The organism is Zoogloea sp., from assembly GCF_017302315.1.
Classification (GTDB): domain Bacteria; phylum Pseudomonadota; class Gammaproteobacteria; order Burkholderiales; family Rhodocyclaceae; genus Zoogloea.
Genome location: NZ_JAFLDT010000001.1, coordinates 155,350 through 181,093, shown reverse-complemented (window position 1 = coordinate 181,093; position 25,744 = coordinate 155,350). Strand labels below are relative to the sequence as shown.

Annotated in this window: 26 protein-coding genes; 23 read left to right on the top strand and 3 right to left on the bottom strand. The window is 60.8% G+C overall.

All coding sequences use genetic code 11. The features are described from left to right. The first annotated feature begins 355 nt into the window (after positions 1-355). The 23 genes from ilvB (at position 356) to J0L98_RS00660 (ending at position 23,879) form a co-directional block, all read left to right on the top strand. Positions 356-2,020: an acetolactate synthase large subunit gene (gene ilvB, locus J0L98_RS00770; RefSeq protein ID WP_296409379.1), complete on the top strand. Its 1,665-nt coding sequence runs from the start codon at positions 356-358 to the stop codon at positions 2,018-2,020. Between the two features lie 19 nt (positions 2,021-2,039). Next, positions 2,040-2,375: an acetolactate synthase small subunit gene (gene ilvN / locus J0L98_RS00765; protein WP_296409378.1), complete on the top strand. Its 336-nt coding sequence runs from the start codon at positions 2,040-2,042 to the stop codon at positions 2,373-2,375. A gap of 79 nt (positions 2,376-2,454) precedes the next feature. Next, positions 2,455-3,594 carry a chorismate synthase gene (aroC, locus tag J0L98_RS00760; RefSeq protein WP_296409376.1) on the top strand — a complete coding sequence of 380 codons (1,140 nt, stop codon included), beginning with the start codon at positions 2,455-2,457 and terminating at the stop codon, positions 3,592-3,594. Positions 3,595-3,679: 85 nt separating this feature from the next. Beyond that, a complete protein-coding gene (locus J0L98_RS00755; protein WP_296409374.1) occupies positions 3,680-3,922 on the top strand; it encodes a YdcH family protein in 243 nt (80 codons plus the stop codon). 78 nt (positions 3,923-4,000) lie between these two features. After that, the gene (locus J0L98_RS00750) at positions 4,001-5,185 is read left to right on the top strand and encodes an MFS transporter (protein ID WP_296409373.1); all 1,185 of its coding nucleotides are present in this window, start codon (positions 4,001-4,003) and stop codon (positions 5,183-5,185) included. Then, on the top strand, positions 5,182-6,024 hold the full coding sequence (locus J0L98_RS00745; protein ID WP_296409372.1) for a M48 family metallopeptidase: 843 nt from the start codon (positions 5,182-5,184) through the stop codon (positions 6,022-6,024). Before J0L98_RS00750 ends, J0L98_RS00745 begins: the two co-directional genes overlap by 4 nt. Positions 6,025-6,058: 34 nt before the next feature. Beyond that, on the top strand, positions 6,059-7,468 hold the full coding sequence (leuC, locus tag J0L98_RS00740; RefSeq protein WP_296409371.1) for a 3-isopropylmalate dehydratase large subunit: 1,410 nt from the start codon (positions 6,059-6,061) through the stop codon (positions 7,466-7,468). A 17-nt stretch (positions 7,469-7,485) separates the two neighbouring features. Next, positions 7,486-7,611, top strand: coding sequence for an entericidin A/B family lipoprotein (locus J0L98_RS00735; protein WP_296402072.1), 126 nt, complete (start codon positions 7,486-7,488; stop codon positions 7,609-7,611). Next, the gene (gene leuD / locus J0L98_RS00730) at positions 7,612-8,250 is read left to right on the top strand and encodes a 3-isopropylmalate dehydratase small subunit (protein ID WP_296409369.1); all 639 of its coding nucleotides are present in this window, start codon (positions 7,612-7,614) and stop codon (positions 8,248-8,250) included. Between the two features lie 52 nt (positions 8,251-8,302). Further along, positions 8,303-9,364 carry a 3-isopropylmalate dehydrogenase gene (gene leuB, locus J0L98_RS00725; RefSeq protein WP_296409368.1) on the top strand — a complete coding sequence of 354 codons (1,062 nt, stop codon included), beginning with the start codon at positions 8,303-8,305 and terminating at the stop codon, positions 9,362-9,364. 40 nt (positions 9,365-9,404) lie between these two features. Beyond that, the gene (gene asd / locus J0L98_RS00720) at positions 9,405-10,529 is read left to right on the top strand and encodes an aspartate-semialdehyde dehydrogenase (protein ID WP_296409367.1); all 1,125 of its coding nucleotides are present in this window, start codon (positions 9,405-9,407) and stop codon (positions 10,527-10,529) included. An 89-nt stretch (positions 10,530-10,618) separates the two neighbouring features. Continuing rightward, a complete protein-coding gene (locus J0L98_RS00715; RefSeq protein WP_296409365.1) occupies positions 10,619-13,606 on the top strand; it encodes a FimV/HubP family polar landmark protein in 2,988 nt (995 codons plus the stop codon). A gap of 31 nt (positions 13,607-13,637) precedes the next feature. After that, positions 13,638-14,240, top strand: a complete 603-nt coding sequence (locus J0L98_RS00710) for a CbiQ family ECF transporter T component (protein WP_296409363.1) — start codon at positions 13,638-13,640, stop codon at positions 14,238-14,240. Continuing rightward, positions 14,237-15,031, top strand: a complete 795-nt coding sequence (gene truA / locus J0L98_RS00705; protein ID WP_296409420.1) for a tRNA pseudouridine(38-40) synthase TruA — start codon at positions 14,237-14,239, stop codon at positions 15,029-15,031. Before J0L98_RS00710 ends, truA begins: the two co-directional genes overlap by 4 nt. Before the next feature lie 5 nt (positions 15,032-15,036). Then, positions 15,037-15,660 (top strand): phosphoribosylanthranilate isomerase, encoded by a 624-nt coding sequence (locus J0L98_RS00700; RefSeq protein ID WP_296409419.1) that lies wholly within the window; start codon positions 15,037-15,039, stop codon positions 15,658-15,660. Then, positions 15,647-16,858: a tryptophan synthase subunit beta gene (trpB, locus tag J0L98_RS00695; RefSeq protein ID WP_296409361.1), complete on the top strand. Its 1,212-nt coding sequence runs from the start codon at positions 15,647-15,649 to the stop codon at positions 16,856-16,858. Before J0L98_RS00700 ends, trpB begins: the two co-directional genes overlap by 14 nt. 56 nt (positions 16,859-16,914) lie before the next feature. Next, positions 16,915-17,727 carry a tryptophan synthase subunit alpha gene (trpA, locus tag J0L98_RS00690; RefSeq protein ID WP_296409359.1) on the top strand — a complete coding sequence of 271 codons (813 nt, stop codon included), beginning with the start codon at positions 16,915-16,917 and terminating at the stop codon, positions 17,725-17,727. Then, positions 17,724-18,599 carry an acetyl-CoA carboxylase, carboxyltransferase subunit beta gene (gene accD / locus J0L98_RS00685; RefSeq protein ID WP_296409356.1) on the top strand — a complete coding sequence of 292 codons (876 nt, stop codon included), beginning with the start codon at positions 17,724-17,726 and terminating at the stop codon, positions 18,597-18,599. The genes trpA and accD overlap by 4 nt, the downstream gene beginning before the upstream one ends. A gap of 2 nt (positions 18,600-18,601) precedes the next feature. Beyond that, complete coding sequence (gene folC / locus J0L98_RS00680; RefSeq protein ID WP_296409354.1) at positions 18,602-19,873, top strand: bifunctional tetrahydrofolate synthase/dihydrofolate synthase; 1,272 nt, start codon at positions 18,602-18,604, stop codon at positions 19,871-19,873. 16 nt (positions 19,874-19,889) lie between these two features. Further along, positions 19,890-20,648 carry an SPOR domain-containing protein gene (locus J0L98_RS00675; protein ID WP_296409353.1) on the top strand — a complete coding sequence of 253 codons (759 nt, stop codon included), beginning with the start codon at positions 19,890-19,892 and terminating at the stop codon, positions 20,646-20,648. Between the two features lie 12 nt (positions 20,649-20,660). Continuing rightward, positions 20,661-21,152 carry a CvpA family protein gene (locus J0L98_RS00670; RefSeq protein ID WP_296409352.1) on the top strand — a complete coding sequence of 164 codons (492 nt, stop codon included), beginning with the start codon at positions 20,661-20,663 and terminating at the stop codon, positions 21,150-21,152. Between the two features lie 10 nt (positions 21,153-21,162). Next, positions 21,163-22,692, top strand: coding sequence for an amidophosphoribosyltransferase (gene purF, locus J0L98_RS00665; protein WP_296402085.1), 1,530 nt, complete (start codon positions 21,163-21,165; stop codon positions 22,690-22,692). Positions 22,693-22,694: 2 nt separating this feature from the next. Next, complete coding sequence (locus tag J0L98_RS00660; RefSeq protein WP_365953963.1) at positions 22,695-23,879, top strand: O-succinylhomoserine sulfhydrylase; 1,185 nt, start codon at positions 22,695-22,697, stop codon at positions 23,877-23,879. A 6-nt stretch (positions 23,880-23,885) separates the two neighbouring features. Here the strand turns inward: J0L98_RS00660 and J0L98_RS00655 are convergent, their stop codons facing one another. Genes J0L98_RS00655 through J0L98_RS00645 form a run of 3 tightly spaced genes read right to left on the bottom strand, consistent with a single transcriptional unit; the run spans position 23,886 to position 25,741 of the window. After that, entirely contained in the window at positions 23,886-24,623 is a 738-nt protein-coding gene (locus J0L98_RS00655; RefSeq protein WP_296409348.1) for a UDP-2,3-diacylglucosamine diphosphatase, read from the bottom strand. A 27-nt stretch (positions 24,624-24,650) separates the two neighbouring features. Further along, complete coding sequence (locus tag J0L98_RS00650) at positions 24,651-25,145, bottom strand: peptidylprolyl isomerase (protein WP_296409346.1); 495 nt, start codon at positions 25,143-25,145, stop codon at positions 24,651-24,653. 26 nt (positions 25,146-25,171) lie between these two features. Next, positions 25,172-25,741, bottom strand: coding sequence for a peptidylprolyl isomerase (locus J0L98_RS00645; RefSeq protein ID WP_296409344.1), 570 nt, complete (start codon positions 25,739-25,741; stop codon positions 25,172-25,174). Between the last annotated feature and the right edge of the window lie 3 nt (positions 25,742-25,744).

Genomic DNA, 25,744 nt, shown 5'->3' with positions numbered 1-25,744 from the left:
GCCGTAGCGCTTGTACGGCTGCACCTCTCTGCGCGAACTCGGACCGATCGCGGAATTTCTTCACAAGCGCCGATCCGTGTCTGAAAATAGCGCTTGTGTTTTCGGGCTGTTGTGCGAATAATTCGCAGCTAGTCTTGTAGATGACCTCATGACCCTTTTCGCATTCGCCCTGCCTGTCGACGTCGTTGCTGTAGTACGCGTAGTAAGCGTAGGTGAGCGCGCGTCGTAAGGGTCTCCAGGTAGTCGATACAGTATTTCAGACCCCCGCCGGCGCGCAACCGGCGGGGGTTTTGTCTTTTTGTCTTACCCCAGGCCCGGAAAGCGTTTCGGCTTCCAAAGCCCCAAGGAGAAATCGATGATGCAAATGACTGGAGCAGACCTGATCGTGAAGCTGCTCGAACGGCAGGGAATCAGCACCATCGCCGGCGTGCCCGGCGGTGCAGCCCTGCCGATGTACGATGCCCTGTCCAAGAGCGAACAGATCCATCACGTCCTTTGCCGCCATGAACAAGGCGCGGGCTTCATTGCCCAGGGCATGGCACGTGTCTCGGGTCGTCCCGAGGTGTGCCTGGCATCCAGTGGCCCGGGTGCCACCAACTTGATCACGGCGATTGCCGACGCCAAGCTTGACTCCATTCCCATCATTGCGCTGACGGGTCAGGTGCCCCTGTCGATGATCGGCACCGACGCCTTCCAGGAAGTCGATACCTACGGTCTGACCATTCCCATCACCAAGCACAACTTCCTGGTCCGTTCGGCCAAGGAGCTGCTGACTGCCGTTCCGGCCGCCTTCCGCATTGCCATGTCCGATCGCCCGGGGCCGGTGCTGATCGATGTGCCCAAGGATGTGCAGAACCAGATGGTCAGCTTCGAGGAATTCCCCGATGTGGTGGTTCCCGATGCGGCACCGAGCTTTGATATCGCGGCGATTGAAGAGGCCGCGAAGATGATCGAGGCTGCCGAGCGCCCGGTTCTTTACCTGGGTGGTGGTGTGATCCATTCCGGCGCTGCCCATATGGCGGTGACCCTGGCCGAGCAGGCCTCCCTGCCGACTACCATGACCCTGATGGCCCTCGGTGCGATGCCCATGGACCATCCCTTGTCCCTGGGCATGCTGGGCATGCACGGTGCCCGTTACACCAACTACGTTCTGGAAGAGGCCGACCTGCTGATCTGTGTGGGCGCGCGCTTCGACGACCGTGCCATCGGCAAGACCGCCGAGTTCTGCCCGAACGCCAAGATCATCCACGTGGATATCGACCGTTCTGAACTTCACAAGGTCAAGAACGCCCACGTGGCCATCGCTGGCGATGTGGCGCAGGTGTTGTCGGAGCTCCTGCCGCGCGTCAAGCCCCAGTTGCGCAAACGTTGGTTGTCCCATGTGGAGAGCCTCAAGGGCCGCTTCCCCCTGGCCATGCCGGGCATCGACAACCCGCGTTCGCCCTATGGCCTGATCCATGCCGTGGCCAACTGCCTCGACGATAACGCCATCATCACCAGTGACGTCGGTCAGCACCAGATGTGGGTGGCCCAGGCCTACCCGTTCCGCCGTTCCCGCCAGTGGCTCAATTCCGGTGGGCTCGGCACCATGGGCTTCGGTTTTCCGGCAGCGATCGGCGCTGCGCTGGCCGCGCCGGATCGCACCGTGGTGTGCTTCTCCGGTGACGGCAGCCTGAAGATGAACATCCAGGAGATGGCCACCGCCGCCCAGGAAAACGTCAATGTGAAGATCGTGCTGTTCAACAACCAGTCCCTCGGCCTGGTGCATCAGCAGCAGAACCTCTTCTACGGCAAGCGCATCATGGCCTCGCGCTACGAGCGTCCCACCGACTTCCTGAAGATCGCCGACGGCTTCGGCATGCGTGCGGTGGATCTTGATCCGGCGCCGAATCCCCGGGCCACCCTTGCGGAGGCACTCAACACCCCGGGGCCCTGCCTGATCCATGCCACGATCGACCCGAACGAATTCGTTTACCCGATGGTGCCGCCGGGCGCCGCCAACTCCGAGATGATCGGCTGAGCCCCGAGGAGAGAATACGATGTCCGAACAGAACACCAACCTTTCCGAGTACATCCCCGATGTTCCCGAGCACAATGGTTTCACCAAGGTCGTGCTTGAGTTGGGGGTGGCCAACCACCCTGGCGTGATGAGCCATATCTGTGGTCTTTTTGCCCGCCGCGCGTTCAACGTGGAAGGCATTCTCTGCATGCCCGTGGGCTCAGGCGACACCAGCCGAATCTGGCTGCTGATCTTCGAGGACGAGCGACTGTCCAAAATGATCAAGCAGGTTGAGAAGCTTGAGGACGTGCTCTACGTGCGTCAGCATGGGGGCGAGCACCCGGTCTTTGGCCGGCTTGACGAGTTCTTCCAGTAAGCTGCTGTCCGTTTCCGCCGCCGGACCAGCGCCGGCGGCGTGTTAGATTCTTCCTCCATTCCGTTTTCGCGAGTTCCCCATGTCCGGTAATACCCTCGGCACGCTTTTCTGCGTCACTTCCTTCGGCGAGTCCCATGGCCCCGCCATCGGTTGCGTGGTGGACGGCTGTCCGCCGGGTCTGGCCATCAGCGAAGCTGACATCCAGGCGGAGTTGGATCGGCGCAAACCGGGTACCTCCCGGCACGTTACCCAGCGTCGAGAGCCTGATGCCGTCGAGATTCTGTCCGGCGTGTTTGAGGGGGTGACCACGGGCACACCGATTGCGTTGCTGATTCGCAATCAGGATCAGCGCTCGAAGGACTATGGCAACATCGCCGAGAGTTTTCGCCCTGGTCACGCGGACTACGGATACTGGCAAAAATACGGTATCCGGGACTATCGTGGCGGAGGGCGTTCGTCGGCTCGCGAGACAGCGGTCCGTGTCGCCGCTGGCGCCATTGCCCGGAAGTGGCTGCAAGAGCGCTACGGGATTGTGATCCGGGGTTACATGGCCCAGTTGGGGCCTGTGGAGATTCCTTTCGTATCCTGGGACGAGGTGGAGGGAAACGCTTTTTTTGCCCCCAACCAATCGATCGTGCCGCAGCTCGAGCGCTACATGGATGATCTGCGCAAGTCCGGTGACTCGGTAGGGGCGCGCATCAATGTTGTGGCCAGCGGTGTGCCAGTGGGGTGGGGCGAGCCGGTCTATGATCGCCTTGATGCTGACATTGCCCATGCCATGATGAGCATCAATGCGGTCAAGGGCGTCGAGATCGGTGCCGGCTTTGCCAGCGTTGCACAGCTTGGGACCCAGCATTCCGACGAGATGAGCCCCGAGGGTTTTCTATCGAACCATGCGGGAGGTGTACTGGGCGGTATTTCCACCGGGCAGGACGTGCTGGTGAGCATGGCCATCAAGCCGACGTCCAGTACCCGTCTTGACCGGCGCTCCATCAACAAGGCCGGTGAGCCGGTAGTGGTCAATACGCTCGGTCGGCACGATCCCTGTGTGGGGATTCGCGCCACCCCCATTGCCGAGTCCATGCTGGCCATCGTGCTGATGGATCATGCCCTGCGCCATCGTGCCCAGAACGGCGATGTGGTGTGTTCGACACCAACAATTCCACGATTGGCTCCCGAGGGGCGGCAGGCGGTGCCGTCGCCTGAGTCCAAGAGTTGATCGCAGTCAACTTTTCCGGCCCGCCCGCGGCGTACAGTCGAATCACGGTATCCAACAATTCAATGACAAAACGGGAGATGACTGCATGGAGCAACACGATCTGAACCACGAACTTCCTGAGTATCGCGAACAGATTCACGCCCTCAAGATGTCCAATGGACACTTTGCAAGGCTTTTCGACGAATACCATGACGTCAATCGTCATGTGGTGCGTGTCGAGGTCCATGCCGAGACGGCCACTGACTTCGAGCTGGAAGACCTCAAGAAGCGTCGGCTCAAGCTCAAGGACGAGCTCTACGAAATGTTGAAGAGCGCGTCCGTAAACTGATTTACAGTCAGCCCATCGCGATGGGAAGAGCGCTTGCGGGCGCTCTTTTTCATGGTAGGCCCGGGTAGAATCGCGCCGATGATTCCCTACTGGCGCCTGTCCGGCTACTACTTCTTCTACTTCGCCTTCATTGGTGCCTTCTCCCCGTATTTTGGCCTGTATCTTCAGTCCATAGGCGTCTCCGCGGCACAGATTGCGCTGCTGATGTCGCTGATGTCCGTGATGCGCATGCTTGCCCCCACCTTGTGGGGCTGGCTGGCCGACCGGTTGGGCGTGCGTACGCCCATCGTGCGCCTCTCCGCGGTATTGTCGATGGCAGGTTTCGCCGGCTTTCTCGTGACCGACGCCTACGTCGGCCTCTTCCTCAGCATGGCTTTTCTGTCGTTCTTCTGGAGCGCAGCGCTTCCGTTGGTCGAGACGCTGACCTTCTCCCATCTGGGTGGGCAGGCCAGCCGCTACGGAAACATCCGGGTCTGGGGTTCGATCGGCTTCGTGCTGGCAGTCCTGGGCCTTGGCTACCTACTGGATGGCCTGCCGGTGCGGGCCTTGCTCTGGATTACGCTGGTCCTCCTGGCCGGTATCGCGTTCTGCGCCATGCTGATTCCCGAGGCGGGGCGTCCAGGCGCGCCGCCAAGGCCGGTGGCCCTGGGGGAGATACTCCGTCGACCCGAAGTGGCGGGGCTGCTGGCGGCCTGCTTCTTCATGTCCGCTGCCCACGGCGCCCTGTATGTTTTCTACTCGCTGCATTTGGTCGCCCATGGGTACAGCAAGTCCCTCATCGGGTGGATGTGGACACTGGGTGTGATTGCGGAGATCGCGGTGTTTATGGCAATGCCCCAGATACTGAGAGCGTATTCCTTGCGTGGCCTGATGATCTTCAGCTTTGTTGCAGCGGTGCTTCGCTTCGTGCTGATAGGCTGGGGGGCGGAGTCCGTTGCCGTGCTCGTATTTGCCCAAGTGCTCCATGGTGCAACATTCGGCGCCTATCACGCCGCAGCAGTTGCTGCTGTGAATCGCTGGTTTGGTGCTCAACATCAAGCCCGCGGGCAGGCGCTCTACGGCAGTATTTCGTTTGGGGCAGGGGGCATGATCGGCGGGCTCGTCAGCGGCTACACTTGGGAATCGGTAGGCCCCGAGTGGACCTATTCGCTGGGCTCCTTGTTTGCCTTTGCGGGTTTGATGGTGCTGCTCGGGTGGTGGAAAGACGGGGGGCCTGCTCAGCTTGGCTCCCCTGATCTTCAGGGTGGACGGAAAGGACTATGAAATCGGCTTTTGACTGGTTGCAGGACGTGCTCCCGGTGATCGTGGCGGCAGCAGTAGTGAGTGCCTGCCAGACCGTCAATACGACGCATACGGGTGCGGTCGGCATCGAGCGCAGGCAGATGATGATGGTGTCGTCCGGGGAGATGGAAAGAGCGTCCTCGCAGACATACCAGAAGATCCTCCAGCAGGCGGGGCAAAAGAATGCCCTGAACCGGGACAAGGAGCAGGTTGCGCGGGTGCGTGGCGTGGCAAGCCGCCTGATACCCGTAACAGGGGCCTTCCGGCCGGATGCACCCCAGTGGCGCTGGGAGGTCAATGTATTGACATCGAACGAGCTAAACGCCTGGTGCATGGCCGGCGGGAAGATCGCCTTCTACTCCGGCATCATCGAGAAGCTTGATCTGAGTGACGACGAGATTGCGGCGATCATGGGGCACGAGATCGCCCACGCCCTCAGGGAGCACGCTCGCGAGCGGGCATCCCAGGCGGTGGTGACCAATATCGGGGTCAGCGTGCTGGGCGCGGCGCTCGGGGTGGGGCAGGCGGGGACGGATCTGATCGGATCCGTCGCCAAGGTGACTTTCGAGCTGCCCAACAGCCGTGAGCATGAGATCGAGGCAGACCGTATCGGCGTCGAACTCGCAGCCCGGGGAGGCTATGACCCCCGGGCTGCAATCACGCTGTGGCAGAAGATGGCGAAGGCCAATAGTGGTCAGCCGCCCCAGTGGCTGTCCACCCATCCGTCAAACCAGAGCCGCCAGAAAGATCTCGCCCAGTACGCAGCCCGTGTGATGCCGCTCTACGAGCAAGCTACTCAGCACGCAAAGCCTGTGAAATAATTGAAGTTTTTCTGCCCTTACCCGTCCTTCGCCCATGCAAGCGCAAACGCTTTACGAAAAACTGTGGTCGAGTCACGTGGTGCACGTCGAAGATGACGGCACCGCGCTGATCTACATTGACCGCCATCTCGTTCATGAAGTCACCAGTCCGCAAGCCTTTGAAGGACTTAAGCTGGCCGGCCGCAAGCCTTGGCGTGTCGACTCCATCGTCGCGACGGCAGACCACAATACGCCCACTGATCACTGGGAAATGGGTATCCAGGATCCGGTTTCCCGCCAGCAGGTCGAAACGCTCGACAGCAACATCCGTGAAGTCGGTGCGCTGGCCTACTTTCCTTTCAAGGATGAGCGGCAGGGCATTGTGCACGTCATCGGGCCTGAAAACGGCGCCACCCTGCCGGGGATGACCGTGGTGTGCGGCGATTCCCACACATCGACGCACGGCGCTTTCGCCTGTCTGGCCCACGGCATCGGGACGTCCGAAGTCGAACATGTGATGGCCACCCAGTGTCTGCTGCAGAAGAAATCGAAGACCATGCTGGTCCGAGTGGATGGACAGCTCGGTGCCGGTGTCACGGCAAAGGACGTGGTGCTTGCCATCATCGGTCGCATCGGCACGGCCGGCGGCACGGGCTACGCCATTGAATTCGGGGGCAGCGCCATACGCAGCCTCTCCATGGAAGGGCGGATGACGATCTGTAACATGGCCATTGAGGCGGGTGCCCGTGCCGGCCTGGTTGCCGTGGATGACCAGACAGTGGCCTACCTAAAGGATCGTCCCTTCTCACCCCGTGGCGACCAGTGGGACCGGGCGGTTGCCTATTGGCGCACCCTGCATTCCGACGACGGCGCTGTTTTTGATGCGGTGGTCGAGCTGGACGCCGCTGTGATCAAGCCCCAGGTTACCTGGGGGACGTCGCCCGAGATGGTGGCCGCCATTGATGACTGTGTGCCCGACCCGACTCTTGAAAAGGATCCGGTCAAGCGCGAAGGCATGGAGCGGGCTCTCCAGTACATGGGCCTCAATCCGCGGACACCGATCAATACGATCACCATCGACAAGGTCTTCATCGGCTCCTGTACCAACTCGCGCATTGAAGATCTGCGCGCCGCGGCCTTCGTGGCCCGCGGGCGTCACAAGGCCGCCAACGTCAAGCTGGCCTTGGTCGTGCCGGGCTCCGGTCTGGTCAAGCGCCAGGCGGAGGCCGAAGGCCTCGACAAGATCTTCATCGCCGCAGGCTTCGAGTGGCGTGAGCCGGGGTGCTCCATGTGCCTGGCCATGAATGCGGATCGGCTTGAGCCGGGCGAGCGCTGTGCGTCCACCTCGAATCGCAACTTTGAAGGACGACAGGGCGCGGGCGGACGGACGCATCTGGTCAGTCCGGCCATGGCCGCTGCAGCGGCGATCGCTGGCCGTTTTGCCGACGTGCGTGAGCTGGCCTGAGCGAAAAGGGGACCCAAATGCATAGATTGACGGCCATGGCCGGTGTGTTTGCGTTGCTGATCCTGGCGGGGTGCAATACCGTCCAAGGTCTGGGCAAGGATATTGAAAAGGGTGGTGAAGCCATCCAGAAGGTAGCCAAGTAAATGAATCCCTTCCGTAAACTCGATGCTCTGGTGGCGCCGATGGATCGTGCCAACGTGGACACCGACGCGATCATCCCCAAGCAGTTCCTCAAGTCGATCAAGCGTAGCGGCTTCGGCCCCAACCTTTTCGACGAGTGGCGTTATCTGGATGTCGGGCAGCCGGGCCAGGACAACTCGGGTCGTCCCAGGAATCCCGATTTCGTGCTCAATCAGGCACGTTATCAGGGCGCCCAGATCCTGCTCACCCGGGACAACTTCGGTTGTGGCAGCTCCCGCGAGCACGCGCCCTGGGCCCTTGAGGACTTTGGCTTTCGCGTCATCATCGGGCCGAGCTTTGCCGACATCTTCTTCAACAACTGCTTCAAGAACGGTCTGCTGCCCATCAAACTCGATGCCGCCGAAGTCGATGCCCTGTTCGCTCAGTGCCTTGGCGCAAGCGGCTACCGGCTGAACGTGGATCTGGAGACCCAGACCGTCACCCGTCCCGACGGCAAGGTCATTCCTTTCAGTGTGGATCCGTTCCGCCGTGAATGCCTGCTCAATGGCTGGGACGACATCGGTCTGACCCTGCGCCATGCAGACAGGATCCGCGAGTTTGAGGCTCGCCGTCGCATCGAGCAGCCGTGGCTGTTTGCCTGATTGAGTGCCGTCCCTCGGGTCGGCGTCATACAACCAAAAACAGAAAGACAAAATGAAGATCTGTGTTCTGCCCGGAGACGGCATCGGCCCTGAAATCATGGAACAGGCCCTGCGCGTGCTCGATGCCCTGCGCGGCGACGGTTTCAGCTTTGAAGCTGAGACGGCTCTGATCGGTGGCTGTGCCGTGGATGCCACGGGCACCCCCTATCCGGAGGCCACCAGCAAGCTGGCCAAGGCTGCAGATGCAATCCTGCTCGGCGCCGTCGGTGGCCCCCAGTGGGACAACCTGCCCCGTGAGCAGCGTCCCGAGCGTGGCTTGCTGGCGATCCGCAAGGAACTCAGCCTGTTTGCCAACCTGCGCCCGGCCATCCTCTACCCGGAGCTGGCCAATGCCTCCACCTTGAAGCCGGAGATCGTCGCGGGTTTGGACATCCTGATCGTCCGCGAGCTGACCGGTGACATCTACTTTGGCCAGCCCCGCGGCATTCGCGAGGAGGGCGGAGAGCGCGTCGGTTTCAACACCATGGTGTACGCCGAGTCCGAAATCCGTCGCATCGGCAAGGTTGCCTTCGAGGCTGCCCGCAAGCGTGGCAAGAAGCTCTGCTCGGTGGACAAGATGAACGTTCTCGAATGCACCCAGCTTTGGCGTGACGTGATGATCGAACTGTCGGCCGACTATCCGGATGTGGAGTTGTCCCACATGCTGGTGGATAACGCCGCCATGCAGCTGGTGCGTGCGCCCAAGCAGTTTGACGTGATGGTGACCGGAAACATGTTCGGTGACATCCTCTCCGATGAAGCCTCCATGCTCACCGGCTCCATCGGCATGCTGCCGTCCGCGTCCCTCGACGCCAACAACAAGGGCCTCTATGAGCCCAGCCATGGTTCCGCGCCGGACATCGCCGGCAAGGGCCTGGCCAATCCGCTCGCCACCATCCTGTCGGCTGCGATGATGCTGCGCTATACCTTCAGTCTCGAGGCGCCTGCCGTGCGCATCGAGAATGCGGTGAAGAAGGTGCTGGCTGCGGGCTACCGGACCGGCGACATCTACGAAGCCGGCACCCGTCGTGTTGGCACCAGGGAAATGGGCGACGCAGTCATCGCTGCGCTGTAAGCACTCAATAAAAACATATCAAGTCTGATCGGGGATCAAAATGAAAAGAGTAGGTCTGGTTGGCTGGCGTGGCATGGTTGGTTCCGTGCTGATGCAGCGCATGCGCGAAGAGAACGACTTTGCACTGATCGAGCCGGTGTTCTTCACCACCTCCAACCCGGGGGGTAAGGCGCCCAATTTCGGCAAGGAAGCCCCTGCCCTGAAGGATGCCAAGGACGTCGAGGCGCTCAAGTCGATGGACATTGTCATCACCTGTCAGGGCGGTGACTACACCAACGAGGTGTACCCCAAGCTGCGCGCTGCCGGGTGGAATGGTCACTGGATCGACGCTGCGTCCGCCCTGCGGATGGACCCGAAGGCTGTGATCATCCTTGATCCGGTCAACCTCAATGTCATCAAGGATTCCCTGGCCAAGGGCGGCCGTGACTGGATTGGCGGCAACTGTACCGTGTCCCTTATGCTGATGGCGCTCGGTGGCCTGTTTCAGCGCGATCTGGTCGAATGGGCAACCTCCATGACCTACCAGGCTGCTTCCGGGGCCGGTGCCCAGAACATGCGCGAGCTCTTGTCCCAGATGGGCGAGTTGAACCGCTCCGTCAAGGAACTGCTGGACGACCCCGCTTCGGCGATTCTCGACATCGACCGCGAAGTTGCCGGCACGATGCGTGACGATGCCTTCCCGGCCTCCAACTTTGGCGTGCCCCTGGCTGGCTCCCTGATCCCCTGGATCGACAAGGATCTGGGCAACGGCCAGTCCAAGGAAGAGTGGAAGGGCGGTGTTGAAACCAACAAGATTCTGGGTCGTGGTGAAGGCTTCGGTTCGCCGGCGGTGCCCATTGATGGTCTGTGTGTGCGTATCGGTGCGATGCGTTGCCACAGCCAGGCGCTGACCCTGAAGCTGCGCAAGGACATCCCGATCGATGAAATTGAAGGCCTGCTTGCCACTGCCAACGACTGGGTCAAGGTCGTGCCCAATCAGCGCGATATCACCATGCGTGAGCTGACCCCGACGGCCGTCACCGGCACCCTGACCGTTCCGGTTGGTCGCCTGCGCAAGCTGGCCATGGGCGGTGAATACCTGTCCGCCTTCACTGTGGGTGACCAGTTGCTGTGGGGGGCTGCGGAGCCTCTGCGCCGCATGTTGCGCGTCCTCCTGGAGGACTGAGTCGAAAAGGCGGCCTTGGCCGCCTTTTTTCCGTGGGTCGCAGGTGTGAGGCAAGTTCAAACATGGCTTGAACTTGCCTCACCAAACCCATGATGTTATGTTCATCAGCAACTCGATTTCGACGACAAGCCTTCGTGCCCAAGAACCTCGTGAAAAGCCGGCTCAAACGCACCCTGATTGCAGCATCCATCAGCGCCCTGTCTTTCGGCGCCAATGCTGCCGGTCTCGGACGCATCACCGTTCTCAGCGGACTCGGACAGCCTCTTCGTGCGGAAGTGGATATTTCCGCCACGCCTGAAGAACTTCAAAACATGACCGCGCGACTCGCCTCTGCTGAAGCATTCAGGCAGGCAGGTATCGATTTCGTACCATCGGTCAGTGGCTTGCGCATGTCCATTGAGCGCAGAGGTGGGGGGGCGGTGGTGCGGGTCACCAGTGAGCGTCCGATCAACGAACCCTTCGTGGACATGCTTGTTGAACTCAACTGGTCTGCTGGCCGGCTGATCCGCGAATACACTTTCCTGCTTGATCCGCCCGATCTGGGTTCGAGTCGGGTGGCTGCACCACCTGTTGCCTCTCCGGAAATGCGCCCAGGGGTTTCAAGCAGTGGTTTTGCTGCATCTGCCAAGCGACCGACCGTGGCGAGGGTCGCCCGTGCTCCCGCGGCATCTGGCGGAGCAGGGCGTACGTATATGGTGCAGCCCGGTGATACGCTGAATCGCATTGCTGCCGAAAATCGCCCTGAAGGTGTATCGATGGAGCAGATGCTCCTTGCCCTGTTTCAGGGCAATCGTTCGGCCTTTGATGCGGACAACATGAATCGTCTTCAGGCAGGCAAGATTCTCCGTATCCCCGATGCCGAGAGTGCCAGGCAGCTCGCAGGGGGGGCGCCCAGGCCGCAGGTTGTCGCCCATTCGTCGGATTTTGGCCGCTACCGTCAGAAGCTTGCCGAGCAGGCCGCGGGCATGCCTGCTAAGGAGGCGCCCGCCCAGCAAGGCAGCAGTGGGCGGATTGGCGCGAAGGTCGAGGACCGGGCTCCGGCCGCCGCCGGTGTAGCTGACCAGCTAAAGGTCTCCAAGAGCGAAGAGGGGTTGAAGGCCGGTTCGACAGCTGGCAATGAGAAGTCGGTCGCCCGCTTACAGGCGCTGGAAGAAGATCTTGTCTCCCGCGACAAGGCCTTGCGAGAGGCGAATACTCGTCTGGCGGAGCTCGAGAAGAGCATCAAGGAGCTTCAGCGTCTGGTTGAGCTCAAGAGCCAGGGTATGGCACAGGCACAGCCGGAGCCGGCCCGAGTTGATGCGCCTGTCACTGCGCCTCCGGTCGCCGAGCCGGCGCCGCAGGTTCAGACGCCAGCGCCTGCGGTGGCTCAGGAAGCGCCCAAGCCTCAGGAGCCTGTACCCGAGGTCAAGCCCGCGCCGCAAGTCGTTGCCGAGCCCAAACCTGCACCGGAGCCGCCAAAGGCTCCTTCGGTTCAGGCCAGCGCACCGGAAGACATGTCCCTGCTGTTGGGTGGCGGCGGGATTCTGGCCCTCTTGCTTGGCTGGGGTGGCTATAAGGTCTATCAGCGCCGTTCCGCGGGCGGGGCACCGACAACGACTCCTGCGCTTTCGGAGTTTGGTGACGGATCCAATTCGGTATTCGGTAGCGCGGGCGGTCAGAGCGTCGATACCGGCAGCACCAGTCAAATTCAGACTGACTTCAGCCAGTCAGGCCTTTCGTCCATTGATACGGATGAGGGTGTGGATCCGGTGGCCGAGGCCGATGTGTATATGGCCTATGGGCGTGATGCCCAGGCCGAGGAAATTTTGCTTGATGCACTGAAAACCGATCCGGGGCGCACCGGGGTGCATCTCAAGTTGCTGGAGATCTATGCTCAAAGGAAGAATCTCAAGCAGTTTGAGACGACAGCCACCGAGTTGTATTCGCTGACCGGTGGCAATGGTCCCGACTGGGAGAAGGCAGCCTCCCTTGGCAGAAAGTTTGATCCCGAGAGCCCGCTGTATCGAATCCCCGCAGTCGGATCTGTTGCTCAGGTCGCCCCCGTGGCAAGATCTGCTGCAATGAGTGGTGCGGCGGCTGTCGCAGCGGGAGAGACCGGTTTTGTCCAGGCAGGGCAGGCGCGCCCGGCTGCCAGGGAGTCTGCTCCCAGTCCGACGGCAGATTTCATGGCAACTGCTGCGGTGTCCGACGATCCGCTGGAATCTCCGTCGCAGCTGAAAGACACCTGGGCCTTGCCTGGCGAGCTTAATCAGTATGCAAGTCTTGAGGATATTGAGCGGGCGGTCTCTCCGGCACCGGTGCAGGGGCTTTCAACGGGTATTCCGGACACTTCGGTTCTCGACTTCGATCTCGATCTGAATTCGGACGTCCATGCCTCTACCGTCACGGCGTCACCTGTAGGCGGTACCTTGAGCAGCGGGCTTGATTTTGATCTTGGGCTTGACATCGACACGACCTCCGCAGTGTCACCAGGGGCTGGAGCGACGCTGGTTGCGGGTGATGCAATGGCTCGGAGTTTCGAGGAAACCTCCACCCGACCGCAGCGGCTTGCCGAAGATTTCAGTCTTCCTGATCCCAGCGATCTGGATTTCGAGATAAGTTCCGAGTTTGGCGAAAGGCAAGCCGCTCCTGGTCCCGATGCGACGGTCGACGTTGATCTCACAGCGACGCTCGCTGATGACGCCCTCAGGATGCCTGTTGATGCGGCCACTGTTGATCTCGAGAAGACCAGTTTTGACAGCAGCTTGCTTGATTTTGACTTCGAGCTTGACGAGAAATCCACTGCCAGTCCGGCTCCGTCGACTGCCTTTACACAGGTGGCGGATCTGGCAAACATCGACCTTGATCTGAAGGCTTCGGCTTCAATGCCGCAGGAGATGCCGGATGCCGGCCCGCCGACCGAGCCGCCGCTTGATCTTGATCTGCAGCAGGAGGTTGCTACAAAACTGGAGTTGGCGCGCGCCTATGAAGAAATGGGTGACAAGGATGGTGCCCGCGAGTTGGTCGAGGAGGTCTTGCGCGAAGGTTCGGGTCGCCAGAAAGATGAGGCTCGAGTCATCCTTGCCCGCCTCTCCTGAGTTCTAGAGGAACTTTATAGTACGGCGATAGATGCCTGATTTTCATCCAGCGACCCGACTGATTGTCTGGGGGGCGTTGGTTGTCTTGGTGCAGTCGGCCCGAGGCCCTTTGTTGTGGGGTTTCGGGCTTTTCATTGGGGCGGTGGCGTTCGTGTTTGCCGGCAGACGCGCCTGGGTACTGGTTCGTCGCATCCGTTATCTTCTTCTGGCTTTGCTCGTGCTTTTCGGCTTTTTCACTCCGGGCGAGGCAATCTTGCCTGCGCTTGGACAGACAGGTCCGAGTGTTGAGGGCTTGGCTCTTGCGCTGACTCACGCGTGGCGACTGCTGGCAGTGGTGTTGCTGGTTGCGATCCTCCTCGAATTTTCCAATGAGACCTCACTGGTTTCGGGGATCGCTACCTTGGCAAGACCTCTGACCTTTCTTGGGGTGTGCTCCGAGCGTCTGGCTGTTCGTCTGCTGCTTGTCTTTCGTTACGCTGAAGCATCACCGCCGGGGGGGTGGAGGGCGTTGCTTGTCGCTCACTCGGATCTGATTGGCGAGGTCTTGGTGCTGCAGCGTGTTGCAATGGCCTGGTGGGACTGGGTGGCTGTGGGCACGGTGATCTTGCTCGGGGTGTGGGGGATTTTTCGGTGAGGGTGGCGATAGGTGTCGAGTATGCAGGGAGCGCGTTTGAGGGGTGGCAGACACAGCCTCACGGGCGGACCGTGCAGGACGTACTGGAAGCGGCACTTGCCACGATTGCAGGTGAGTCGGTCAAGCTCGTCTGTGCAGGTCGGACAGATACGGGGGTACATGCGACCACACAGGTGGCCCATTTCGATACATCCGCTGACCGGCCGCTTGAGGCGTGGGTGCGGGGCGTCAACAGTCACGCACCAGCGAGTGTTGGTGTGCTCTGGGCCGTGGTGGTGGACGACGACTTTCATGCCCGCTTCAGTGCCACGTCCCGTCACTACCGGTACGTGCTGCTGAATCGCCGAGTACGGCCTGGAGTGCTCGAAGGGAGGGTTGGCTGGGCCCATGGTCTGCTCAATGCCGTGGCGATGAACGAGGCGGCGCAGTGTCTTCTCGGGGTGCATGATTTCACCTCCTTTCGGGCTGCCCAGTGCCAAGCCAAGTCTCCCGTGCGCCATATGCACAGTGTTTCGGTGAAGCGGTTTGGTGAAGTGATCGTGTTTGACTTCCACGCCAACGCCTTTCTTCATCACATGATCCGCAATCTTGTCGGCTCGCTGGTGTATGTCGGCAAGGGGCGTTATCCAGTGACGTGGATGGCGGAGCTTCTCGCTGCTCGCCAGCGTAGTCTGGCGGCTCCAACGTTTGCCCCTGATGGTCTTTACCTTTGTGGCGTCGAGTACCCGGAGCGGTGGCCGCTGCCCGATGGGGGGCGTATCATCGCGCCTCCGCAACTCCTTGTGACGTGATCGCCGTGCATCGCACCCGAATCAAGATCTGTGGTCTTACCCGCGAGGATGATGTCCGTGCCGCTGTGAATGCCGGTGCCGACGCCATTGGTTTTGTCTTCTATCCCCCGAGTCCACGGTACGTTACGCCTACTCGTGCTGCGGTGCTCGCTCGTTTGCTGCCGCCATTCGTGACTGCGGTTGGGTTGTTCGTGAACCCATCGCGGGAGGAGGTGGCACGGGTGCTGGACGCGGTTCCTCTACAATTACTTCAGTTTCACGGGGATGAGATGGAACCCGATTGTCTCGGGTACGGTCTGCCTTACATCAAGGCGGCACGGATGCGGCAAGGGATTGATCTGTTAAAATACGCGGCTTCCTTTGCGAGCGCCCAGGGATTGCTCCTCGACGCTTTTGTCGAAGGTTATGGTGGTGGCGGCGAGACCTTTGACTGGTCGCTGATTCCTTCCGTGCTGCCCTTGCCCTTGATTCTGTCCGGTGGCCTGCATGCCGGTAATGTGGCTGAGGCAATCAGGCGTGTCCGGCCCTGGGCGGTGGACGTGTCCAGCGGTGTTGAAGCCGCCAAGGGAATCAAAGATGCCGCCCGGATCACCGAGTTTGTTGCCGGAGTTCAAAATGCACATGGCTGATGCCCCCTACGATCTTCCCGATGCGCGAGGACACTTTGGTCCCTACGGCGGTATCTTTGTCGCCGAGACATTGATTCCGGCCCTGACCGAGCTGCGCGAGGCTTACGAAGAGGCCCAGCGTGATCCGGCCTTCGTGGCGGAGTTCGAGTACGAACTCAAGCATTATGTCGGGCGTCCGAGCCCGATTTACCATGCCAAGCGCTGGTCCGGCCTCCTTGGCGGAGCCCAGATCTACCTGAAACGTGAAGACCTGAATCACACAGGCGCCCACAAGGTTAACAACTGTATTGGTCAGGCCATGCTTGCCCGCAGGATGGGGAAGCCGCGCGTAATTGCCGAGACCGGCGCCGGTCAGCATGGCGTTGCGACGGCCACCGTGGCAGCGCGTTATGGCATGAAGTGCGTGGTCTATATGGGCTCCGAGGACGTCCGTCGTCAGGCGGCGAACGTGTATCGGATGAAACTGCTGGGTGCGACCGTGGTGCCGGTAGAGAGCGGCTCGAAGACCCTCAAGGACGCCCTCAATGAGGCCATGCGTGACTGGGTCACCAACATCAATGACACCTTCTACATTATCGGCACGGTGGCAGGTCCGCACCCTTACCCCATGATGGTCAGGGACTTTCAGTCCGTGATCGGCAAGGAGTGTATCGAGCAGATGCCCGACATGACCGGTTGTCAGCCGGATTATGTGATTGCCTGCGTCGGTGGCGGCTCCAATGCGATGGGGATCTTCCATCCTTACATTGGCCACGGGGATGTACGCCTGGTGGGCGTCGAAGCGGCAGGTAGCGGGATCGAGACGGGCCAGCATGCGGCATCCCTGTCGGCGGGCCGGCCCGGAGTCCTGCATGGAAACCGTACTTATCTGCTGCAGGACGAGGATGGCCAGATCATCGAGACGCACTCGATCTCCGCGGGCCTCGACTATCCCGGCGTGGGCCCCGAGCATGCATGGCTGAAGGACATCCAGCGCGCTGAGTACGTCGGGATCACCGATGCTGAGGCGCTCCAGGCCTTTCATGATCTGTGCCGTTTCGAGGGTATCATCCCGGCACTTGAGTCATCCCATGCCTTGGCTTATGCCGCCAAGCTTGCCCCGACGCTCCCCAAGGACAAGATCCTGCTGGTGAATCTGTCCGGTCGTGGCGACAAGGACATGCACACCGTTGCCGAGAAGTCCGGCATCCAGTTCTGATTTTCGCGGCCCCTTCCGGGTTTCCGGATGGGGCCGCAGACCATTGATAGCCATCCATGTCCAGAATTCAACAGACTTTCAAGCGGCTTGAGAGCGAAGGGCGCAAGGCGCTGATTCCCTTTATCACCGCTGGTGATCCAGCTCCCGAAATGACCCTGCCCCTGATGAAGGCACTCGTGGCCGGCGGGGCAGACATCATTGAGCTTGGTGTGCCCTTTTCCGATCCCATGGCCGATGGCCCCACCATCCAGCGTGCCTCCGAGCGTGCCTTGGCGGCCGGCATGAGCATGCGCAAGGTGCTTGATATTGTGCGCAGCTTCCGGGCGACGGGGGATCAGACGCCTGTTGTGCTCATGGGCTACGCCAACCCCATCGAAGCCATGGGGGCCGAGCGCTTTGCCAGGGCCAGTGCTGAGGCGGGGGCGGATGGGGTCCTGGTGGTGGACTATCCCCCAGAGGAATGCCGGGATTTCGCCGAGATATGCAGGGCTTCAGGCCTCGACCCGGTTTTTCTGCTTGCTCCCACATCCACCGAGCAGCGTTTCGATGATGTGGCTGCGGTGGGCAGCGGCTACATCTACTATGTCTCGCTCAAGGGTGTCACGGGTTCCGCTGCGCTGGATCTGGACGAGGTCGCCCGTCGTATTCCGGCGATTCGTCAGCGTGTAGGCATGCCTGTCGGGGTCGGTTTCGGTATCCGCGATGGCGCAACGGCGGCGAAGATTGCTGCGTTGGCCGACGCTGTGGTGATCGGTAGTCGGATCATTGAGGAAATCGAGGGCAGTACTTCCGAAGATGCTCCGGCCAAAGTGGAGGCCTTTCTGCGGGGTATCCGGCATGCCATCGACGCTGCAGGGGGGCACCCATGAGCTGGCTGAAGAAACTGCTGCCGCCGAAGATCAAGCGCGAGACGCCGTCTGCACGCAAGTCCATTCCAGAGGGCTTGTGGAGCAAGTGTCCGGCCTGTGAGGCCGTGCTGTATCGTTCGGACCTCGAAAGCAATCTCAACGTCTGCCCCAAGTGTGGGCATCATCAGCGGATTCGGGCGCGTCAGCGCATTGATGTCCTGCTCGACTCCGAAGGGCGTTTCGAAATCGGTGCTGAGGTGGTGCCGGTCGATCCCCTCAAGTTCAAGGATTCCAAGCGGTATCCGGATCGTCTTGCTGCAGCCAACGAGGATACGGGTGAAGCAGACGCGCTCGTGGTGGTGCAGGGGGCGATCAAGACGGTCCCGGTGGTTGTGGCCTGCTTCGAGTTTGAGTTTCTGGGCGGATCCATGGGCTCGGTGGTCGGCGAGCGTTTCGTTCGAGGTGTGAAGGCTGCGCTTGAGCAGCGCCTGCCCTTTATCTGTGTGACTGCCACGGGTGGTGCGCGCATGCAGGAGGGCTTGTTTTCGCTTATGCAGATGGCAAAGACGACCGCAGCCATCACACGGCTCGCGGAGCGTCGGTTGCCCTTCATCACCTTGCTGACCGATCCGACCATGGGCGGGGTTTCGGCAAGTTTCGCCTTCATGGGTGACCTGGTGATCGGTGAGCCCGGTGCCCTGATCGGTTTTGCAGGGCCGCGGGTCATCGAACAGACCGTGAGGGAGACGCTTCCTTCCGGATTCCAGCGCTCGGAGTTCCTGCTTGAGAAGGGGGCGCTGGATATGATCATTGATCGCAGGGATCTGCGAGACCGCTTGGCCGAACTCATCACCTTGCTGACTCGCCAGGCCTCTGTTGCCACCGCGTCTTGAACATGCAGCTACCAGAGACTCTCGATGGATGGTTGAACGTCCTTGAGGCGCGTCATGCCCAGACCATTCAGCTTGGGCTTGATCGTGTTAGGGCGGTCCGGGATGCCCTGCAGCTTCCTCAAACCTGCCCGGTGATCACGGTGGGTGGGACGAACGGAAAGGGATCAACCTGTGCCCTGCTTGAGTCCGTGCTGCTTGCAGCTGGCTATCGGGTTGGTGTGTATACGTCCCCGCATCTGCTGCGTTACAACGAGCGGGTCCGCATTGACGGTCGCGATGCGCCCGATGCACTTCTTGTGGATGCTTTCGGCGAGGTTGAGCGTGCCCGGGGTGAGATACCCCTGACCTATTTCGAGCATGGGACTCTGGCCGCATGGGTGGCGTTCAGTCGCTCCGGGCTGGATGCAGTCATCCTGGAAGTGGGGTTGGGCGGGCGCCTTGATGCGGTCAATGTCTTCGAACCCGACTGTGCCATTGTCACCAGTGTTGCCATGGACCACATGGACTTCCTCGGCGATACCCGTGAGGCCATTGGGTTCGAGAAGGCCGGGATCTTCCGCGGTGGCCGGCCGGCCATCTGTAGTGACCCCATGCCGCCAGCATCCCTTGTCGCGCATGCGGAGGCAATTGGCGCGAACTTGTGGGTGAGTGGGCGGGACTTTGGCTTTTCCGGGGACCAGAATCAATGGGCTTTCTGGATTGCCGGAGGTAGCAGGCGGGGGGGGCTGGCCTATCCCGCACTGCGTGGTACCAATCAGCTGCTGAATGCTGCCGCGGTGATGGCTGTCTGTGAGGCCTTGCGTGACGTCCTTCCTGTGCCGATGCAGGCGGTGCGGCAGGGTTTCATGCTTGTTGATCTTCCGGGGCGTTTCCAGGTTTTGCCGGGTCGCCCCACGGTCGTCCTCGACGTGGCTCACAACCCACAGGCAGCAGGTGTCTTGAGCGAAAACCTGGCCAGCATGGGCTTCTTCCCGGAGACTTGGGCGGTGATGGGAATGCTCGCCGACAAGGATGTGGCTGGCGTGATCCGCTTGTTGAAAGATCGGGTTGATCACTGGATGGTTGCGAGTTTGCCTGGGCCTCGGGGCTTGGGTGCGGACGCACTGGCGGCGATCCTCAGGGAGTGCGGTGCTGGCGGTGACATCCGTGAGTGCGCCTCGCCGCGAGAGGCTTACGCTCACACGCGTGAGCGGGCGGCCGAGGGTGATAGAATCGTAGTCTTTGGCTCATTCCTGACCGTGGCAGATGTGCTTGCCGCCCGGAAAGCCCAGTAATTGATATAGCGGCAAGATGGCGGAAAACGATTCCCAGGTCGACCTTAAAAAGCGTGCCCGCAGACGCCTTGTCGGATCCGCGGCGCTCGCTCTCGCGGCAGCCATCGTGCTTCCGATGGTGATGGATCACGAGCCGCGTACCCCCCTTCAGGATGTCCAGATACGAATCCCCGGGCAGGAAGGGAGCAATTTCACTTCCCGCGTGATTACCGGGAAGGGGCCCGCACCCGCCCACCCGGTTGCTGGTGCGGTGGCGGAAGAGACGGCACCACCGGTTGCCGAGGAGCCCCTTCGTCCGAAGGCGGAGCCTGAGCTGGAAAGTCCTGTTTTCAAGCCCGGTGAGGAGCTCATTCCTCCCCCTCGCAAGCCAGACCCATCCAGGGCAGATGCTCGCCCCGAAACCCCCAAGCCTGACCCGAAGATCGAGGCGGCACGGTTGAAGGAAAAGGAGAAAGAGCGGGAACGGGAGAAGGAGCGGGAAAGGGAAAAAGCGGAAGCTGCGCGTGCCAAGGCGCTGCTGGCGGGCGGTACGCCCAAGCCTGGCGGCGCAGATGCGCCACATGTGGTGATGCTTGGGGCCTACCGCGAGGCGGGCAACGTTAGCGGGCTTCGTGCCAAGTTGAAGGCAGAGGGATACGCTTCGTATACCGAGCCGCTGGGTGACAAGGTGCGGGTCAGGGCTGGTCCGTTTCCGAACAAGGCCGCGGCCGACAAGGCGGCAGCGCGGATCAGCAAGATTCTTGGTGTCCAGGCCTCTGTAGCGGCCAAACCCTGAGTCGTCTGTCTCTTGAACGGTTTCGACTACACCCTTCTGGGCCTGCTGGGATTGTCGGCTTTGCTGGGCTTCTGGCGTGGCCTGCTTTCCGAGATCGTGGCCCTTGGAGCCTGGATTCTGGCTTTCGTGGCGGCGAGGATGTTCGCCGGTGACGTTCAGCCCCTTGCGGCGACATGGGTCAAAGAGCCTGTGTTGCAGGGAGTTGCTGCATTCCTGATCGTGTTTTTTGCGGTGTTGATATCGATTGCACTGGCGCGTTGGCTGTTGAGCGAGCTGATTCGTGCAGCCGGCCTGGGGGTGGCAGACCGCTTTCTTGGCGCGTGTTTCGGGTTGTTGCGTGGGGGCTTGATCATTTTTGCGGTTGCCTTGTTCGTTGGAATTGGCGGCTTCGCCAAGGAAGCCTGGTGGCAGGCGTCCCAGTTGTCTGCCCCCCTTGAAACTGCCGTGATGGCTTCAAGACCGTGGCTCCCGGAGCTTCTGTCAAATAGACTTAGATACCGATAGGTGGTTTGAAATGTGTGGGATTCTGGGCGTAGTAGCGACGACACCCGTCAATCAGCTTCTTTATGATGGTCTGCAGGTGCTTCAGCACAGGGGGCAGGATGCAGCGGGTATTGCCACTGCGGAAGGGGGCAAGTTTCACATGCACAAGGCTTCGGGCCTCGTTCGTGATGTATTCCGCACACGCAACATGCGAGATCTTCCCGGGAACTGGGGGATTGCCCATGTTCGCTACCCGACCGCAGGTTCCGCGTCGGCTGCTGCGGAGGCCCAGCCTTTCTACGTGAATTCGCCTTTTGGACTGATGTTGGCTCACAACGGCAACCTCACGAATTCCGAAGAGCTCAAGCGGGAGATGTTCCTTTCCGACCTGCGGCACATCAACACCAATTCCGATTCGGAAGTGCTGCTGAATGTGCTTGCCCACGAGTTGCAGGCTGCAGCGAAGAGCTTCCGTCTGGACGAGGAGACCGTCTTCACGGCGGTCGCCGGGGTTCATCGCCGTTGCCGTGGCGCCTACGCCACGGTGGCAATGATATCCGGTACCGGTCTGTTGGCCTTCCGCGATCCGTATGGCATCCGCCCGCTGGTCATTGGGCGCAACGATACGCCCAAAGGTACAGAATGGCTGGTGGCGTCGGAGAGCGTGGCCCTTGATGTGATGGGCTTCAAGCTGGTCCGTGATGTGGCGCCCGGTGAGGCGATCCTCATTGATACGGAAGGACGTTTCCACAGCCGTCAGTGCGCCAGCCACACGGTGCACGCGCCCTGCATGTTCGAGTTTGTCTATCTCGCCCGTCCCGATTCGCTGATTGACGGGATCTCGGTATACGACGCACGCATCAAGATGGGTGAGTTCCTGGCCCGCAAGCTGCGGTCCACGATGCCGCACCTGAAAGTTGACGTGGTGATTCCCATCCCGGATTCCAGCCGCCCGTCGGCCATGGAGATGGCACACCAGTTGAATGTTCCTTACCGCGAAGGCTTCGTCAAGAACCGCTACATCGGCCGTACCTTCATCATGCCCGGGCAGGCGATCCGGCGTAAGTCCGTGCGGCAGAAGCTCAATACGATCCACCAGGAATTCAAGGGCAAGAACGTGCTGCTGGTGGACGACTCCATCGTGCGTGGCACCACCAGCCGCGAGATTGTCCAGATGGCCCGGGATGCGGGAGCAAGCAAGGTCTTCATGGCGTCCGCTGCGCCTCCGGTGCGCTACGCCAACGTGTACGGCATTGACATGCCGACCAAGGGTGAGCTGATTGCGAGTGACCGTACCGAGGAGGAAATCTGTGCTGAAATCGGTGCCGACGCCCTGATCTATCAGGATCTCAATGACCTGAAGCTCGCCGTCCAGGCCATCAATCCGGCCATCTCCGTGTTCGAGACTTCCTGTTTTGATGGCTGCTATGTGACTGGTGACGTGACCCAGGAATATCTTTCCGGCGTGGAGACCCAGCGCAATGACGCTGCGGGCAAGCCGGTCAATGATGAGGGTGGTGGTCAGATGGATCTCAATCTTGTTTCCCGGAGCGAAAGTTGAACCTGCCTTCATTGGATGGATTGGCCATCGATACGCTGGCAGTCAGGGCGGGCATCGAACGAAGCCAGTTCAATGAGCATTCGGAGGCGCTGTATCTGACGTCCAGCTTCGTGTTCGACAGCGCAGCGCAGGCTGCGGCCCGTTTTTCGGGCGAGGAAGACGGAAATGTCTACGCGCGTTTCACCAATCCGACCGTGACGGCGATGCAGCAGCGTCTGGCTGCACTGGAGGGGGCGGAGGCGTGTGTTGCCACGGCATCGGGTATGGCGGCGATCATGTCCGCTGTGATGGCCTTGCTCAGTGCCGGCGACCACATCGTGGCGTCACGCGGCCTGTTCGGGGCCACGCAGCAACTGTTCGGCAATATCCTGTCCCGTTTCGGCATCGAGACGACCTTTGTGTCAGCTACGGACCTGGACGCCTACCGTGCCGCCGTAACGCCGAAAACACGTCTGTTCTTTGTCGAATCGCCGTCCAATCCGCTCACCGAGTTGGTGGATATTGCAGCGGTTGCCGCCATCGCCCATGACGCAGGTGTGTTGCTGGCGGTCGACAATTGCTTTTGCTCGCCAGCCCTGCAGAGGCCCCTCACGCTTGGGGCTGATCTGGTGATTCACTCCGCCACCAAGTATCTGGACGGCCAGGGGCGAGTTCTGGGTGGTGCGGTGTGTGGCAGCAAGGCATTGGTGGACGAGGTGTTCAAGTTCCTGCGTACGGCGGGGCCATGTATTTCTCCGTTCAATGCCTGGGTGATTCTCAAGGGGCTTGAAACCTTGCGTATCCGCATGACTGCGCAGTCCGCAGCCGCCCACGAACTGGCTAGCTGGCTCGAAGCACAGCCGCAGGTAGCCCGTGTGTACTATCCGGGTCTGCCATCCCATCCCCAGTACGAACTGGCTTGCCGGCAGCAGAGCAGCGGCGGTGCGATTGTCAGCTTCGAGGTGCGCGGTGGGCGGGAAGAGGCCTGGAAAGTTGTGGACGCGACGCGCATCGTGTCGATTACGGCCAATCTTGGGGATACCAAGACAACCCTGACCCATCCGGCATCGACTACCCATGGCCGTATCTCTTCTGAAGCCCGTGAGGCCTCCGGGATCCGGGAGAGTCTGCTGCGTATTGCGGTGGGGCTTGAGTCGGTCGATGACCTCAAGGCCGATCTGGCCCGTGGTCTGGCGCTTATCGCCTGAGCCGCTTCACTCCAGAGTTTGACGGGAGAACATCCCGTCAGCCCAGATGAGCACTTCTCCGCTCGCCTTTCCTGCATTTTCCTTCCAGTCGGCCAGTACCCAGCGTTCGCAGGTGTGGCCGTCCACGCTGACCTGATGCCTGGCCGGCCGATGGGTGTGGCCATGAATCAGGCACGGATATCCGTGCCCGCGGAGCAGGGCGGCAACGGCCTCTTCGTTGGCATCCATGATTTCGGCGCTCTTGCCTGCCTTGGCGGCTTCGCTCTTCTGGCGTATGCCGGCAATGAACTGCTTGCGGGCGGCAAGGGGCTGGCTGAGAAACTGCGCCTGATAGGCCTGTGTGCGGACCTGACCACGAAACGCCTGGTAAGCCACATCATCGGTGCACAGGCTGTCGCCGTGACACAGCAGTACGGCCTGCGTGCCCAGATGGATCAGTGAGGGTTCAGACAGAATCTCCAGGTGAGCCCGATGGGCGAAATCTGCGCCGATCAGGAAATCCCGGTTTCCGGGCATGAAATGGATCCGGGTGCCGCCTTCGGCAAGCGTGGCCAGTTGTGCAGCCAGAGCTCCGTTCAGGGGGTCGTCATGATCGTCGTCCCCTGCCCAGTATTCGTAGAGATCACCCAGTATGTAGAGTGCTTCGGCATTCCTGGCTGGGCCTGCGAGGTAGCGCTCGAAGACCGCGGTCAGTGCGGGGCGGTCGACCGTGAGATGCAGGTCGGAAATGAAATGAACTTGCATGCGCCGATCGCCCCCCTGTGATTCCATTTAGATGATTTCAGCGCTCTGAATGATCACGTCTTCCTTCGGAACATCCTGATGGAAGCCGCTGGTGCCGGTCTTGACACCCTTGATCTTCTCGACCACATCCATGCCTTCGCTGACCTTGCCGAACACGCAGTAGCCCCAGCCCTGCATGTCGGGGGAGCGGTGGTTGAGAAAATCGTTGTCGGCGACGTTGATGAAAAACTGGGCCGTGGCCGAGTGGGGGGCGTTGGTCCGGGCCATGGCAATGGTGCCGGCCTCATTCTTGAGGCCGTTGTTGGCTTCGTTCTGGATCGGCTCGCCACAGGGCTTTTGCTTCATGCCAGGCTCGAACCCGCCACCCTGGATCATGAAACCGTTGATGACGCGATGGAAGACCGTGTTGTTGTAATGACCGGCTTCCACGTAAGCCAGAAAGTTCTTTACCGTTTCGGGCGCTTTTGCGGCGTCCAGCTCGAGAACGATGTCGCCGTGGTTAGTAGTGAGTTTGACAGCCATGGGGTGCTCCTGTTGGAAAGGGGTCGTTACTTGGCAGCTTTTTCGGGTAGCTGGCGGGCCGATTCGATAAGAATCGGGGTGGCCGGCACGTCCCGGTGGAAACCGCGGGTGGTTGTCGGCTCCTTGCCGATCTTGCGGACTACGTCCATGCCTTCCGTCACCTTGCCGAAAACGGTGTAGCCCCAGCCGTCTGGGGACGGGTAGTTGAGGGACCGGTTGTCTTCAAGGTTGATGAAGAACTGGGCAGTGGCCGAGTGTGGATTCTGGGTGCGGGCCATGGCAATGCTGCCTGCGTCGTTCTTCAGGCCGTTCTTGCCTTCGTTCTCGACCGGCGCGCGGGTTGCCTTCTCTTCCATGGCGCTGTTCATGCCGCCGCCCTGGATCATGAAGCCGTTGATCACCCGGTGGAAGATCAAACCGTTGTAATGGCCGCTCTTCACGTAGTCAAGAAAGTTGGCGACGGTCTTCGGCGCCTTTTCGGGATAGAGTTCCAGCACGATATTACCCGCGCTGGTCTTCAGTTCGACCAAAGGGTTGGCGGCAGCAGCAATAAGGGCATTGGCGGCCAAAGCGACTGCAAGAAGGGCTTTTTTCATGGA

What these genes read in the sequence shown, in the direction of transcription:
- ilvB (WP_296409379.1), top strand. Translation starts at nt 356, where the DNA reads ATGATGCAAATGACTGGAGCAGACCTGATCGTGAAGCTGCTCGAACGG.
- ilvN (WP_296409378.1), top strand. Translation starts at nt 2,040, where the DNA reads ATGTCCGAACAGAACACCAACCTTTCCGAGTACATCCCCGATGTTCCC.
- aroC (WP_296409376.1), top strand. Translation starts at nt 2,455, where the DNA reads ATGTCCGGTAATACCCTCGGCACGCTTTTCTGCGTCACTTCCTTCGGC.
- J0L98_RS00755 (WP_296409374.1), top strand. Translation starts at nt 3,680, where the DNA reads ATGGAGCAACACGATCTGAACCACGAACTTCCTGAGTATCGCGAACAG.
- J0L98_RS00750 (WP_296409373.1), top strand. Translation starts at nt 4,001, where the DNA reads ATGATTCCCTACTGGCGCCTGTCCGGCTACTACTTCTTCTACTTCGCC.
- J0L98_RS00745 (WP_296409372.1), top strand. Translation starts at nt 5,182, where the DNA reads ATGAAATCGGCTTTTGACTGGTTGCAGGACGTGCTCCCGGTGATCGTG.
- leuC (WP_296409371.1), top strand. Translation starts at nt 6,059, where the DNA reads ATGCAAGCGCAAACGCTTTACGAAAAACTGTGGTCGAGTCACGTGGTG.
- J0L98_RS00735 (WP_296402072.1), top strand. Translation starts at nt 7,486, where the DNA reads ATGCATAGATTGACGGCCATGGCCGGTGTGTTTGCGTTGCTGATCCTG.
- leuD (WP_296409369.1), top strand. Translation starts at nt 7,612, where the DNA reads ATGAATCCCTTCCGTAAACTCGATGCTCTGGTGGCGCCGATGGATCGT.
- leuB (WP_296409368.1), top strand. Translation starts at nt 8,303, where the DNA reads ATGAAGATCTGTGTTCTGCCCGGAGACGGCATCGGCCCTGAAATCATG.
- asd (WP_296409367.1), top strand. Translation starts at nt 9,405, where the DNA reads ATGAAAAGAGTAGGTCTGGTTGGCTGGCGTGGCATGGTTGGTTCCGTG.
- J0L98_RS00715 (WP_296409365.1), top strand. Translation starts at nt 10,619, where the DNA reads ATGATGTTATGTTCATCAGCAACTCGATTTCGACGACAAGCCTTCGTG.
- J0L98_RS00710 (WP_296409363.1), top strand. Translation starts at nt 13,638, where the DNA reads ATGCCTGATTTTCATCCAGCGACCCGACTGATTGTCTGGGGGGCGTTG.
- trpB (WP_296409361.1), top strand. Translation starts at nt 15,647, where the DNA reads ATGCACATGGCTGATGCCCCCTACGATCTTCCCGATGCGCGAGGACAC.
- trpA (WP_296409359.1), top strand. Translation starts at nt 16,915, where the DNA reads ATGTCCAGAATTCAACAGACTTTCAAGCGGCTTGAGAGCGAAGGGCGC.
- accD (WP_296409356.1), top strand. Translation starts at nt 17,724, where the DNA reads ATGAGCTGGCTGAAGAAACTGCTGCCGCCGAAGATCAAGCGCGAGACG.
- folC (WP_296409354.1), top strand. Translation starts at nt 18,602, where the DNA reads ATGCAGCTACCAGAGACTCTCGATGGATGGTTGAACGTCCTTGAGGCG.
- J0L98_RS00675 (WP_296409353.1), top strand. Translation starts at nt 19,890, where the DNA reads ATGGCGGAAAACGATTCCCAGGTCGACCTTAAAAAGCGTGCCCGCAGA.
- purF (WP_296402085.1), top strand. Translation starts at nt 21,163, where the DNA reads ATGTGTGGGATTCTGGGCGTAGTAGCGACGACACCCGTCAATCAGCTT.
- J0L98_RS00655 (WP_296409348.1), bottom strand. Translation starts at nt 24,623, where the DNA reads ATGCAAGTTCATTTCATTTCCGACCTGCATCTCACGGTCGACCGCCCC.
- J0L98_RS00650 (WP_296409346.1), bottom strand. Translation starts at nt 25,145, where the DNA reads ATGGCTGTCAAACTCACTACTAACCACGGCGACATCGTTCTCGAGCTG.
- J0L98_RS00645 (WP_296409344.1), bottom strand. Translation starts at nt 25,741, where the DNA reads ATGAAAAAAGCCCTTCTTGCAGTCGCTTTGGCCGCCAATGCCCTTATT.